General features: G+C 68.9%; 7 protein-coding genes and 1 pseudogene. 6 read left to right on the forward strand and 2 right to left on the reverse strand.

What is annotated here, in order from left to right; genetic code table 11:
- The first annotated feature begins 23 nt into the window (after positions 1-23).
- Both ACZ6JY_RS03670 and ACZ6JY_RS03675 read left to right on the forward strand, forming a co-directional pair.
- A complete protein-coding gene (locus ACZ6JY_RS03670; protein ID WP_469191812.1) occupies positions 24-2,945 on the forward strand; it encodes an SNF2-related protein in 2,922 nt (973 codons plus the stop codon).
- 50 nt (positions 2,946-2,995) lie between these two features.
- Positions 2,996-8,407 (forward strand): DNA methyltransferase family protein, encoded by a 5,412-nt coding sequence (locus ACZ6JY_RS03675; RefSeq protein WP_469191814.1) that lies wholly within the window; start codon positions 2,996-2,998, stop codon positions 8,405-8,407.
- Positions 8,408-8,471: 64 nt separating this feature from the next.
- Here ACZ6JY_RS03675 and ACZ6JY_RS03680 read toward each other — a convergent pair whose 3' ends face one another.
- Together ACZ6JY_RS03680 and ACZ6JY_RS03685 are read right to left on the reverse strand one after the other, a co-directional pair.
- The gene (locus ACZ6JY_RS03680) at positions 8,472-8,678 is read right to left on the reverse strand and encodes a DUF397 domain-containing protein (RefSeq protein WP_469191815.1); all 207 of its coding nucleotides are present in this window, start codon (positions 8,676-8,678) and stop codon (positions 8,472-8,474) included.
- Positions 8,675-9,503: pseudogene (locus ACZ6JY_RS03685) on the reverse strand (helix-turn-helix domain-containing protein). The gene ACZ6JY_RS03680 and the pseudogene ACZ6JY_RS03685 overlap by 4 nt, the downstream one beginning before the upstream one ends.
- A gap of 199 nt (positions 9,504-9,702) precedes the next feature.
- On the opposite strand from ACZ6JY_RS03685, the gene ACZ6JY_RS03690 reads away from it, so the two are divergent.
- The 4 genes from ACZ6JY_RS03690 to ACZ6JY_RS03705 are packed head-to-tail and all read left to right on the forward strand — an operon-like array spanning position 9,703 to position 13,805.
- A complete protein-coding gene (locus ACZ6JY_RS03690) occupies positions 9,703-10,149 on the forward strand; it encodes an ATP-binding protein (RefSeq protein WP_469191817.1) in 447 nt (148 codons plus the stop codon).
- Positions 10,150-10,179: 30 nt separating this feature from the next.
- A complete protein-coding gene (locus tag ACZ6JY_RS03695) occupies positions 10,180-11,376 on the forward strand; it encodes a hypothetical protein (RefSeq protein ID WP_469191819.1) in 1,197 nt (398 codons plus the stop codon).
- A 27-nt stretch (positions 11,377-11,403) separates the two neighbouring features.
- Complete coding sequence (locus tag ACZ6JY_RS03700; protein ID WP_469191821.1) at positions 11,404-12,699, forward strand: GmrSD restriction endonuclease domain-containing protein; 1,296 nt, start codon at positions 11,404-11,406, stop codon at positions 12,697-12,699.
- Complete coding sequence (locus ACZ6JY_RS03705) at positions 12,696-13,805, forward strand: AAA family ATPase (RefSeq protein WP_469191823.1); 1,110 nt, start codon at positions 12,696-12,698, stop codon at positions 13,803-13,805. Before ACZ6JY_RS03700 ends, ACZ6JY_RS03705 begins: the two co-directional genes overlap by 4 nt.
- Positions 13,806-13,809: the final 4 nt, after the last annotated feature.

Consider the following 13,809-nt stretch of genomic DNA (forward strand, 5'->3'; position numbering starts at 1 on the left):
GCACAGGACGCGGAGGCAGCAGCGTGACCCACCAGCCGGACGTCTCGGAGTCCAGGTTCCCGCCGGGGGCCCAGATCCTCGTACGGGACGAGGAGTGGCTGGTGAAGAACGTCACCCCGAGCCGCGACGGCGCCAAGATCGAGGCGGTCGGCGTCTCGGAGTTCGTCCGGGACGAGACGGCCGTCTTCTTCACCGAGATCGAGCGCCTGGCCGGCGACGGGGTCAAGCTCCTCGACCCGGAGGACACCGAGCTGGTCGAGGACCCCACCGACCATTTCCGCCGCAGCCGTCTCTTCCTCGAAGCCCTGCTGCGCAAGACCCCGCTCCCGCAGACCGAACGCGGCCTGGCGCTCGCCGACCGCTTTCTCGTCGACCCGCTCAGCTACCAGCAGCGCCCCGCCGAGCTGGCCCTCTCCCTGGCCAACCTGCGACCCCGCCTGCTCATCGCCGACGTCGTAGGCCTCGGCAAGACCCTGGAGATCGGCCTCACCCTGGCCGAACTGATTCGCCGCGGCAGGGGCGAGCGCATCCTGGTCGTCACCCCGCAACACGTCCTGGAGCAGTTCCAGCACGAGCTGTGGACCCGGTTCTCCATCCCGCTGATCCGCCTCGACTCGGTCGGCATCCAGCGCATCCAGCGGGAGATCCCGGCCGGCCGCAACCCCTTCACCCACTACAAGCGGGTCATCGTCTCCGTCGACACCCTCAAGAACATCGGCCAGTACCGCCACCACCTGGAGAAGATCCACTGGGACGCGGTCGTCATCGACGAGTCCCACAACCTCATCAACCGCGGCAGCCAGCGCAACGCCCTCGCACGCGTCCTCGCTCCCCACACCGATGCCCTGCTGCTGGCCAGTGCCACCCCGCACAACGGTGACGGGAAGTCCTTCGCCGAGTTGATCAGCCTCCTCGACCCGGCGGCGATCGCCGACCCGAACGACTACGACGCTGAGAACGACCTCGGCCACCTCTTCATCCGCCGCACCAAAGTCCACCCCGAGGTGCGCGACCAGATCGGCAAGGAGTGGGCCGACCGAGACCCCACCGTCTCCGTTCCCTGCACCGCCACCGACGCCGAGGAGCGGATCTTCGCGGAGCTCACCGAGCACTGGATTCCCGCCCCGGACACCTCCACCGAGTTCGGTACCGCGGCGTCCGGCCGTACGCCGCTCACCGAGGACCGCCTCTTCCCGTACACGCTCCTCAAGGCCTTCCTCTCCTCCCACCGCGCGCTCGCCAAGACGGTCACCACCCGCAGGAACACCCTGAACGACAAGGCGGCGAAGACGGCCCCCGGCACCCCGGCGGCTGCCCGTATCGCCACCGAACTCGAAGCCCTGGAAAGCCTGTTCACGCTGACGTCCGCCATCGGCGAGTCCGGGGCGCCGGGTGACTCCGCCAAGCTGGACGCGCTCGTGGAGCAGCTCGCCGACATCGGCGTACGGCCCGGCTCCGGCACCCGGGTCGTCGTCTTCTCCGAACGCGTCGAGACGCTGAAGTGGCTCGCCAAGGTCGTCCCCGCCCGGCTCGGCTTCACCGAGGAGCAGGCGAAGCAGGCCGTGAAGGTCATGCACGGCGGCCTGTCGGACAAGGAGCAGATGGCCGTGGTGGAGGCCTTCGGCCTCGCCCACGACCCCGTCCGCATCCTGTTCACCGGCGACGTGGCCTCCGAGGGCGTCAACCTGCACCGCCAGTGCCACGACCTCGTGCACTACGACATTCCCTGGTCGCTGATCCGTATCGAGCAGCGCAACGGCCGTATCGACCGCTACGGCCAGAAGCACAACCCCCGTTTCCGCGCGCTGATCCTGCGCTCCGCGACCGAGGGCGCCAAGGACGACCGTACGGTCGCCGAGAAGCTCCTCGAACGGGAGGAGGAGGCCTACCGCCTCGACGGCACGGCGGAGGCGGTCACCGGCCTCTACCGCGCCGAGGAGGAGGAACGCCGCCTGGTCAAGGACCTCCTTGCGGGCCGCACGGTGGAGGAGTCCCTCGCGGCCTCACCCACCCCCGGCGACCCGCTGACCGCGCTCTTCTCCCAGCCCTCCGTCCTGCCCGAGCACCGTCCCGTGCCCAAGGCGCAGGTCCCGTCGCTGTTCGGCGGCGACACGGAAGCGTTCGTACGGGCGGCCCTCGACGAGGTCTACGACGAACACCCGCACGACGCGCTCGACCTCTCAGAGCACCGCCACACCGGTCCGCACGGCGAACCGGCCCCCTACCTCAGCCTCGCCACCGCGAAGGCCCCCGACCTCCTGCACCGTCTCGACATCCTGCCCCCCGACTACCTGCGGGAGCAGAAGCTGAAGGAACGCCTCCTGGTCACCTTCGACCGCGGCCTCGGACAGCACAGCCTGGACGAGGCCCGCGGCAAGTCCGGCTCCAGCTGGCCCGCCATCGGCTACCTCACCGACATCCACCCCCTGGTGGAGTGGCTGGTGGACAAGGTCCTCGTCCAGCTCGGCCGTCAGCAGGCACCGGTCCTCCTCACGCCCGGCGCACCCGGCCCGACCTTCCTCGTCCAGGGCATCTACTCCAACAAGCTGGGCCGCCCCACGGTCGTGGAGTGGATGGCCGTCCGCGGCCTGCCCGGCACCCCCGCAGTGGTGCCGATGCCGGACGCCCTGGTGGAGGCGGGCGTGGGCCCCGACATGGCCAACCCCGCCCCGCCCCGCGACCTCCCCGCTCTCCAGGCCCTCGTCCCGGCCGCGGTGGCCGCGGCCCGGGAGCACCTGGAGGAGAGCAAGGACGCCTGGACCCAGCAGATCAGCGCCCAGCTCGACGACTACCGCGCCCGCCTCGGCCGCTGGGAGCAGGAGTCCCTCCTGCCCGGCCGGATCGTCGAGGACACCATCCGCCACCAGACGGAGCTGGCCGACAAGCTCTCCGCCACCGGCCGCCCGCTGCTGCGCGTCCTGGCCGTCCTCGACCGCGACGCCTGACCGGCGCCAGCCCTCTCCTCTCGAAGCCACCCGCAGAAACGGTCCTCGACGTGACGTACGACTCGCTGGTCAACCACGGCGACTACTTCTCCGCCCACTACCTCGCCGAGGTCCTCCCCAAGGACCTCAAGGCGAAGGACGGGTTGCTCGCCCGCTGGGCCGAGCACGAGGCCGAGGAGAACAAGAAGCCGGCGGACGAGCCGCGCACCCTCACCCCCCGCCAGGGCCTGCGAGCCCTGCGCGCCCCGTACTTCGCCGACCGGGCCTTCCTCGCCGAGCGGGCGCAGACAGAGATCGACGCCCCCGAGGACGAGTCGGGCTGGCGTACCCACGACGACCCGCGCTGGCTCAAGACGGTCGCCGAACTCCACGACCGCGTTCTGCGGGCTCTCGGCTACACCCCCGCCCCGGCGACCCTCACCGTCGGACGAGCGGGCCGCGCCTACGACATCGAGGTCGCCCACGCCGAATCCGGCCTCGTCGCGGTCGCCTGCGGCTGGGCCGCCGAACCGGACGCCGCCCGCGACCCGGCGGGCCCCGGCCGGCTTCTGCACCCGGTCGACATCCCGCAGGGTGAGCCGCTGACCGATGCCGACTCCCTGGTCCGCTTCCTCTTCGCCGCCGACGAACCGCCCCGCTACGTCCTGATCCTGGTCGGCGGTGTCGTCGTCCTCGCCGACCGCACCGCTTGGAGCGAGGGCCGCTACCTCGCCGTCAGTCTGGACTCCGCACTGGAACGCCGGGACGACCGCCCCGGCGGCGAACTCGACACCATCGCCGCCCTGTTCGGCGCGGACTCGCTGCGCGTCCCGGAGACCGGCGGCACCAACCCCCTCGACGACCTCGTCTCCAAGTCGGGCAAGCATGCCGTCGGCGTCTCCACGGAACTCCGCGAGGGGCTCAAGGACTCGGTCGAACTCATCGCCCAGGCCGTACTGGACCGCCTGGCCGAGCCCGGACAGGGTGTGACGGCGGCAGACCTCGACGACCCGCAACGCCTCGCCCGCCGCCTGACACGCGAGTCCCTGCGCTACCTCTACCGGATTCTGTTCCTGCTGTACGCCGAGGCCCGTCCGGAGCTGGGCATCCTTCCCTCGGACTACCCCGAGTACGGGGCGGGTTATGGCCTCCAGCGCCTCGGCGACCTGGCCGTCCGCGACCTCGTCGGCCCCACGGCCCGCGACGGCTTCCACCTGTACCAGTCGATCGACCTGCTCACCCGCATGGTCAACAAGGGCCACCGGCCGTACGGCACCGAGGAGGAGGACCGGGCGGCGGAGGCGGCTGACCGCGAGGCGGAGGCTGCGGAGGCGGCCGGACTCGCGGCCGTGGGAGCAGATCTGACTGAAACCCAACTGGCCCTGAGAGCTCGCCGATTCGATCGGGAGCGGCGGGCCCGGCGCAGTGAGGACGTAGGCCTGCGCTTCGAACCCCTGCGCTCGGACCTGTTCGAGCCGGGCGCGATCCGCCTCATCGGTCCGAGGGTCTCCAACCCCCTGTACGACGAGGACGACCCGTCCGCCGGACCGGAGTTCTTCGACACCCGGCTGCGCAACGCCACCCTCCACAAGGTGCTGCGCCGGCTGATGCTCACCAAGGGCCGCAAGGGCGAGCGGGGCGGCTTCATCTCCTACGCCCAGCTCGGCATCAACCAGCTCGGTGCCGTGTACGAGGGCCTGATGTCCTACACCGGCTTCATCGCGGGCGAGACCCTCTTCGAGGTCGCCAAGGGCGGCGACGCGTCGAAGGGCAGCTGGGTGATCCCGGAGTCCCGGGCCGGCGACTACCCCGACGAGGTGTTCGTCCAGCGGGAGAACGACGACACCGGCCTGACGGAGCGGGCCGAGTACCCGCCGGGTTCGTTCGTCTACCGGCTGGCGGGGCGCGACCGCGAGAACACGGCCTCGTACTACACCCCGGAGTCCCTCACCCAGGTCACGGTCGAACTGGCCCTCAAGCACCGCCTCGACCAGAACGGCGAGGTGACGTCCGCGCGCGACCTGCTCGGGTGGAAGATCTGCGAGCCCGCCCTCGGCTCGGGCGCGTTCCTCAACGAGGCGATCGACCAGGTCGCCGCCGAGTACCTGAAGCGACGCCAGGACGAGATCGGCGTGGACATTGATCCCGACCAGAGACTGGCCGAGCTGCAGAAGGTCAAGGCCTACGTCGCCCTGCACAACGCGTACGGCGTCGACCTCAACGCGACGGCGGTGGAACTGGCGGAGGTCTCGCTCTGGCTCAACACCATGCACCCCGGCATGCAGGCGCCGTGGTTCGGCCTGCACCTGCGGCGTGGCAACTCCCTTGTCGGAGCGGGACGGAAGATCTACGACAAGGACGCACTGGGCAAGGGCAAGTGGCTGTCGAAGAAGGACACGCTTGCTCCCAAGGAACTCCCGTTCAGGGATGGTGAGCTGCCGGAGGGAGCGGTCCATCACTTCCTGCTGCCCGCACTGGGATGGGGCGCGGTCGTCGGAGACGCCAAGTCCAAGAAGATCGCCGAGGAGCTGGACAAGGCGGCCGTCCAGCGGATGGAGAAGTGGCGGTCCGGCATCCAGCGCGCACCGAAGACGGTGACGCAGCGGCGACGGCTCCAGGGGGTCGCGCGGCGGGCCGAGTTCCTGTGGAAACTGGTGGTCGAGCGGCTGAACCAGTCGGAGCGGGAGATTTCCCGTGAGATCGACGTCTGGGGCGCGGACTGGCTGGACCATCCCGAGCACGCGGTGCCGAAGGAGGTCGTGTACGGCGACCTCACGCGGCCCGGGACGCCGTACTGGCGGCTGAAGACGGTCATGGATGTGTGGTGTGCGCTGTGGTTCTGGCCGTTGGACCGGGTGGGGGAGCTGGTCGGTCCGGAGGCCGTGCCCTACGACGCTGGTGGCGACACCGGGGGTGAAGAGTCCGCGTCGGGATCGGAGGAGGCGCCGGTGGTGGAAGCGGCCACCGGTCCCGCGCCTGGAGATCAGCTCTGGGTGAAGGACAGCCTCTTCGACGACGGGCTTCCTCAGCAGCTGGAGATGGGGGAGGCCGCTTCCGGGGCGGACGCGGAGAACAAGAAGCCGGCACGGAAGAAGACGCCGGGTAAGCCCAAGGAGCGGCGCGAGGTCATTCCCCTCGCGACGCTGGACGACTGGATCGACTTCCTGGAGTGCGCGCTCGGGGCGAAGGACGTGCCGACGGACTCGTTGATGGCCGACTTCAGGGATCTGGAGGCGCTGCGGGAGTACGAGGTGAAGCTCGACGGGTTCATGGGGATGGACTCGCCGTTCCGCTTGAAGGCGCGCTTTCCGTGGTTGGACACGGTGGAGGACGTGGCGGGGAGCGAGGACCGGGATGACGTCGGGGCGGGCGGGGGGATGGGGTTCTTCCACTGGGAGCTGCAATTCGCGCATGTCTTCGCGGGGGAGGCCGGTGGGTTTGACGTGCAGGTGGGGAATCCGCCGTGGGTGCGGCCGGAGTGGAAGGAGGACTCCGTTCTCGCCGAGCGCGATCCGTGGTTCATGCTTACGGAGAAACCGAGCGCAGCGGTGAGGAAGGCTCGGATTGCCGAGCTATTCAGCGGTGCCGAGGCGCGGGCCTACTTTTTGAATGAACTCGTCGCCATCATGGGCGTGTCGAGCCAGCTCGGGTCGCCGGTCGTGTATCCCGTGCTCGGTGGAACCCGCCCTGACCTGTATCGCGCGTTCATGTGTCAGGCCTGGGCCCATGCCGGGCGCAACGGGACAGTCGGTCTCATCCACCCGGACACACACTTCAACGGCGACAGGGACGGGCTACTACGGGCTGCTGCCTACAAGCGCCTGCGCGTGCACGGTGACTTCGTGAACTCGGGCAACCGGTTCTTCCCGCCGCCAGTCGGGCGGTCCAGTCACTTCGGGCTGCACATCTATGGGGCCGAGGGTGAGATCGGCTTCGACCACCTCTCGTGGCTGTTCTCCGTAGACGCGTTGAGGCTGTCCGCCCAGCACGATGGTTCCGGGCCCGATCCGGGTGTGCGATACGGGGACACGTGGGATGAGCGGCCGCACCTCAAGCGGATCATTCGGGTGCACCGGGAGACTCTGGAGCAGTGGCAGAGGTTGACCGGCGACGAAGAGCAGCCGGTTGAGCAGGGGAGGCTGCTGTCGCCCGTGAGCGTGGCGGAGGGGAAGGCCATCAGGGCGCTTGCGGAGTACCCGCTCAGGTTGGGTTCGCTCAAGCCGCTCATCTCCTCCGGGTACAACGAGACGCTGGCCAAGAGGGACGGTCTCATCGACTACAACCTCCCGGAGGAGGACGGCTCGGTCTTCCGGCCCGTGAAGTGGGACGACGTCATCCTCAAGGGGCCACAACTCGGGCTAGCCAACCCGCTGTTCAAGCAGCCCAGCCAGGGTGGCGGTGAGGTGCTTGGCCTCAACCACCTGGTGATCGCCGACGATGCGGTACCGGAGTCGGAGTATGTACGAGTTGCGACGCCGGAAAAGTACGCGGAGAGGCAGGACCAGTGGCTCGACAGGGGCGGGTTGGGACGGCTACGGGCGTCGGAGGAGGCGGCGGCTGAGGCCCGACGGGTGTTGGCTGAGACTCGGGGGGTGCCGGAGGGCGAGATCGATGCCGACGATGTCGATCGGTACTTTGTGGGGCGGTCGGCCCGGGCATACACCAAGTTCTACCGGGTGGCCTGGCGGAAGATGATCGCTCCGGACACGGAGCGCAGCTTGTACGAAGCGATCATTCCTCCGGGGCCTGCCCATATCGATGGGATGCGCAGCATGTACCTGGGCGATAACCGCATGACTGCCCTCGCCGCTGGGTTCTGGGCGTCCATTCCAGTGGACTACCTGCTGCGGACAACACGCGTGCGTAATCTCGATGTGACGCAGGCTGGACGCCTTCCCATTCCGACCGCGAAGCACCCGCTGGCATCAGCCCTGCTGCTGCGCACCCTGCGTTTGAACTGCCTCACCAGGCACTATGCAGCCATCTGGTCCGAGCTCTACGACCCGACCTGGCCAGGCTACGAGTCCTGGGCCAGAGAGTGGCCCCAGCTGGAGCCGCTGCACGACGTGGGCCCCGAGTGGAGCCGGAACACCGCCCTGCGAACCGAACGCGCACGCCGGGCCGCCCTGGTCGAGTTGGATGCCTTGGTCGCCGTATGGCTGGGCGTGGACGCCGATTCGTTGGGCGCCATGTACAAGGCCCGTTTTCCGATCATGCAGGACTTCGATGCCGTCACCTGGTTCGATGCCGAGGGGCGCCGTATCGCCGGAGACCGCTATACCTACGGCCACGGCCAGACCAAGGATCACTTCGCACAACTCCGTGCCTACCTCGACGGCGACCGCAAGGGCCCGCCGGACGGCTACACGGCCCCCTTCTACAAGGCGGCCCGCGAGGTCGAGATGAGGGAGGCGCACGCCTACTTCTCGGCGCGCCTACAGGAGGCTATCGACCGGGGCGAGTGGACTCCGCCGTCCACTTGACCGGCATATGCTGACGCCCCGCGCCCGGTATGGAACCGGATGCGGGGCGCCAGCATGTCGTACGTCATTGATCGACGGCGTAGGAGACGAAGGCAGCCCACTGCTCTGGCTCGAAGGTGAGCTGGGGGCCCTGCCTATGCTTGGAGTCCCGTACGTGGAAGGTGCCGGGCGTGACAGCGACCTCGACGCAGGCAGGGCCGTCGTCGGTGCTGTAGCTGCTCTTGAACCACGTCAACTCGAAGCCGTGACCGGCCGAGGGCTTCACGCTCATGTCTCTCCAAGGACTTTTTCGATGAAGGCCAGCGACTCTTGCGGCGGGAAGGCCTGAGCCCGAAGGACTCCATAGCGGAGTTCCAGGATCTGGACCTCCTTGGGCTCGGAGATTAGACGGCTGGTCCGCTGAACCTCGTTGTGTCCCACCGTGGTGCCCTCCTTGAGCCGCAGTAGGTGGAAGGGGCCGCCGAGCCCGGCGTTGTCCTCACGATCCATGGAAAGTACCTGGATCTCAACGTTCCGCATCTGCCCAACTTCCAACAGCCGTTCGAGCTGTCGGCGCAGGACCATTCTGCCCCCGACTCGCCTCCGCAGCGTCGCCTCATCATGCACGAAGCTGAACGACGGGATCATCTGCTTTCCATCGAGGATCCCCTGCCGTGCCAACCGCGCGGCAACAAGCCGCTCCACCTCCTCCTCCGAGAACGCCGGCCGCCGGGACCCGAATACCGCCTTGAGATACTCCTCGGTCTGCAAGAGCCCGTTGACGACGGAGTTGTCGTAGGCGCAGATCTCAACCGCCTCCCCCCTCCAACTTCGCCAGATCCCGCACCTTCTTCGGATATCGCGCCTCCTCCACGTCCTTCTTCAGTCCAGCGAGCAGTCCGCCCGCCTCCAACACCCGGTCTGCCGCCTCCAGGAATGCCGGACTTGGCGCCCGCCGCCCCCGCTCCACCGAGGACACCTGCTCCTCGCTGTATCCGATGGCCGCACCCAACTCGGCCTGCGTCAGCCCCTTCCGTTCCCGGCACGTCTTGAGGATCTTGCCCACCGTCCTCAGTACCGCCGCCGACTCATCGTCATCCGTGCCGTACGGCTCCATCCCGTCACCGTTCCGCTGGGACCCCTGCCCTGTCACACCCACGCCCGAACACCTCCATGTGCCGCCCGTTCTCAACTCCCCGCCGACGCTCCGCGTGACGCCACGCCGCCCGGACAGAGCCGGACAGCCCCCGGACAGCAACGCTGCGTACTGACGTCGTCGCTGGTCAGCGTAGAGTCGGCCGACCACGCTGAGTGACATGAACGCCGATATTGCCCCCACGACGGCACCCCACCCCGACTTCACCATCCGCCTCTCCGCCACCCCGAGAGGCGCCCGCCTCGCCCGTCACCTCGCAGCCGAGCAGCTCCACACCTGGGGCTGGTCGTACAACACCGAGGCCAACGACACCGCCACCCTCCTCGTGTCCGAACTCGCCACGAACGCCGCCATGCACGGCCGGGTCAGAGGCCGGGACTTCCGCCTCCGCCTCACCCTCCACCGCGAGGACGCCACGCTCCGTATCGAACTCACGGATCCGCGTCCCGAAAGCCGTCCTCCCGCCCCCGGCACTTTCCCTCCGCCTTCCCCGGACGAGGACTCCGGCCGGGGCCTCCTCCTTGTCGAAGCGCTCTCCACCCACTGGGGAACCACCTGCGGAGACCCGTACACCAAGACCGTCTGGTGCGAAGTCGCCCTCCTGTGACTGTCAGTGCCGTCTGGGACGCTGCTCGCCATGACGCAGACAGAATTCGGGTACGTCGCCTTCTTCTGGGGCTGGTGGACCTTCTTCGAGGCGGTGTGGATCGCCGTGCTGTGGCAGTCCCGGTCGCGCGTCCTGGGTGCGGGGGTGTACCGGGTACCAGGTGTGCGGCGCGTCGGGCGAGGTGCGTGCGAGAGGCGCGCAGCAGCGCTGCTGGAGGAGTTGGAGCGGAGGGGCGTACCGGCGGCGGCCCGGCCGGACAAGGATGAACTCGTCGACCGGCGGGACCGTATCGCCGCCGGCCGGTGCGTATCCGTACTCCTTCAGATGGTGCCCCTCCTGACGGCTGTGTTCCCCTTCGTGTGGACGGCCTCGCCTGTCCGGACCACGGTCACACCCCTGTGGATGTGTGCGGCCATCGCCGGATTCAGTGCCGTATCCATGGCACTCATGGCTGCGGACATGCGGGCAACCACGGTTTCCGACGCGGCGGGGGCCGTGACGGAGGAGGCCGTCCGGTTCCTGGAGCTACTGCTCGTAACTGACGGCCGTCGCGCCCAGGACTCGGCCCTCGACACCCATGCCAGAGTCTTCGGTCGCCTCTGCCAAGCCCTGCGCGCACAGGCCCGGCACACCGCCCGCAGGTTGTCGCCCGCCGCCCGCGAACAGCTCGGACGGACCACGGAACGGCTGATCGCCGCCCTCGCCGAAGCCGACCAGCGTTACCTCTTCGGTCAGGGAGCCGACCGTGACACCGCCGCACGCGACGTGACGCTGCTGGTCGCCGGCGCCCTCCGGCACAGCTGCCGCCCGCGCGGGCAGCGCGACAGCCTGGTGGTCATCGACGCCGCGCTCCTCGCGGACGCACCGGAACCGGACTCGGCGGGCACGGCGCCCGAGCCCTTGCGGAGCCGCCTGCTGGCGGGCGCGGGCAAGGTGGCGGTGGCCGCGGGCCTGCTCGCCGGGGCGGTTCTCCTCCCCGGGGGAGGAGCGGTCTCCGAGCTGCTCGCGGCCGCGGGGCTGGCGAGCGTCGCCCTGGTCTGCCCGCCCCTTCGGGAAGCCCTGCACCGCGCTCGGGAGCTCCTCCTCGGCGGCCCGTCCGCCGGCGGCAACGAGCCGCCGGTGACGGACGAGGAGCAGAGCCGCAGCCCGGTGACCGTCCCACCCGCCCCCTGCCCGCACTGCGTCGACCACTCACCCGTCACCGGGGGATCACGGCCGGTAGGGTGAGAGTCGACCAGGACCGAGCGATGACCGGTGCACGACACGAGGGCGAGGGCGACGGACGACATGGCCGGGCTGGAGGACAGCAGCCAGGGGCGTACACGGGACCGGCGGTCGGTGTACGAGCGGTACCAGGACGTGACGGGGGAGCAGAGCGCGATCGGTGTGGACGACGTTTTCCCTCGGGAGACCGCGTCCGACGGTCAGCCGACCGATGTCGAGCGGGAGGACACCGACGAGGGTGTCGACGAGATCACGTCGCCCTTCGACCCCGAGCACATCGACATCGAGACCCGTACGACCACGGTCGACCTGCTGCTCTCCCGGCTCCGTAACGACATGATCGACCTCGCCCCCGACTTCCAGCGCCGGGCCGGCATCTGGACGGACGAGAAGCAGAGCCGCCTGATCGAGTCCCTGCTCCTGCGCATCCCCATCCCTTCCTTCTATGCCGCCGAGCAGAAGGACGGGAGCTGGACCATCGTGGACGGCATCCAGCGCCTGACCTCGATCGGGCGCTTCATGGACGCACCGACGGTGAATGCTCCGCCGTTGCGACTGAAGGGGCTGGAGTATCTCCGCAACTTCGCGGGGGCAGGCTTCGACGACCTCTCCGGCAAGCTCCAGATCCGACTGAGGGAGACCGAGGTCGTCGTCCATGTCATCCGGCGCGGGACTCCCGAGCCGGTCATGTTCAACGTCTTCGCCCGCATCAACACCGGCGGCGAGCCCCTGACCCGGCAGGAGATCCGGCACGCGCTGATCCCGGGCCGCGCCAGGAGCTTCCTCGCCGAGCTGGCCGAGTCCGACGAGTTCCGCTACGCCACCGGCGGCAGTGTGGTCGGAGACCGGATGGCCGACCGTGAGATGGTCCTGCGCTTCCTGGCCTTCCGGCTCACCTCGCCGGACGAATACCGGCTCGGTGACTTCGACGCCTTTCTGGCGGACGCCATGCACCGCATCAACCGGTTCCCGGCCGGGGAAGAGGGGCGGCTGCGGGTGGAGTTCCGCACCGCGATGACAGCGGCCGAGCGCATCTTCGGGCAATACGCCTTCCGTAAGTACCGGGGCGGGCAGCAGCGCAAGTCGCCGATCAACAAGGCCCTGTTCGAGACCATCGCGGTGAACCTGGCCTGGCTCGACGCCTCCGACCACGCCAAGCTGGTACAGCTGGACGTGCTGGAGGCGTTCGCCGACCTCATGGAGGACTCGGAGTTCGAACGATCCATCTCCACGGCCACCGGTGACCCCAAGAAGGTACGGAAGCGGTTCGACGCCGTACAGGAACTCTTCGAAGACCTCCTCGAACTCGGAGATGCCCGCCCGTGATCACTCGCCTCACTCTGGTGAACTTCAAGGCGTTCCGCCGCCTGGAACTCCCGCTGGGTCCGCTGACCCTGCTCACTGGCCTGAACTCGTCGGGCAAGAGCAGCGTTCTTCAAGCCCTGGCCTTGTTGCGCCAGTCGGTCGACCACGGCGCACAGGGACTGCTGCTCAACGGCGATCTGGTGGAGCTGGGCAGTGCGCGGGACGTCCTGCACGACGACTTCGGCCCCACGGACGACCTCACGGGCGGCCGGGGTCCCGCGGTCGGGTTCGTGGCCGAAGCAGGCGATCAGTTCCGGTTCGTCGGCCTCTATGACCCGGAGGAGCCCGACGAGGATGTGATGGAGCTGCTGACGGGACCGGCACAGTGGCCGTTCCTCGCCGCTCCGTTCCAATACCTGCACGCCGACCGCATCACCCCGGCCGTCACCTATCCGCGCTCCCGTCAGATCGCCATCGACCGAGGTTTCCTCGGCGTACGGGGTGAGCACACCGTCAACTTCCTTCGCCACTACGGGGAGCAGGAGGTCCCCGACGGACCACTGCGCCACCCCGACGCCACCTCGCCCCAACTCCGTGACCAGACCGTCGCCTGGATGCAGGAGCTCTGCCCCGGCGTCAACCTCCAGGCCGACGCCATCGAGGGCACCGACCAGGTCCGCCTCTCCTACGGCTTCGGCGGCACCGCCGGCATCAACGCCACCCGGCGCCGTCGTCCCACCAACGTCGGGTTCGGCCTGACCTATGCCCTGCCCATCGTGGTCGCCTGCCTCACGGCAGCCCCCGGCAGCCTGGTTCTCCTGGAGAATCCCGAGGCTCATCTGCACCCCAAGGGACAGACCAGGATGGCAGCCCTCGTCTCGGCCGCAGCCGCCGCCGGTGCCCAGCTGATCGTCGAGACACACAGCGACCACGTCCTCAACGGCGTGCGGATCGCGGTCAAGCAAGAGGCGCTGCGGCCGGAGGACACGGTCGTCCACTTCTTCCGCGGCAACGGCTCCGGCGCCGAAGTCATCACGCCCGGCATCGACAAGGACGGCATGCTCGCCCAGTGGCCCCAGGGGTTCTTCGACGAGTGGGAGAACTCGCTCGACCAACTGCTGGACTGACAGG

The organism is Streptomyces sp. NPDC046335, assembly GCF_055587985.1.

Excerpts from the sequence above, each read along its gene's own strand:
- ACZ6JY_RS03680 (WP_469191815.1), bottom strand. The coding sequence starts at position 8,678 with ATGAGCGTGAAGCCCTCGGCCGGTCACGGCTTCGAGTTGACGTGGTTC.
- ACZ6JY_RS03695 (WP_469191819.1), top strand. The coding sequence starts at position 10,180 with ATGACGCAGACAGAATTCGGGTACGTCGCCTTCTTCTGGGGCTGGTGG.
- ACZ6JY_RS03690 (WP_469191817.1), top strand. The coding sequence starts at position 9,703 with ATGAACGCCGATATTGCCCCCACGACGGCACCCCACCCCGACTTCACC.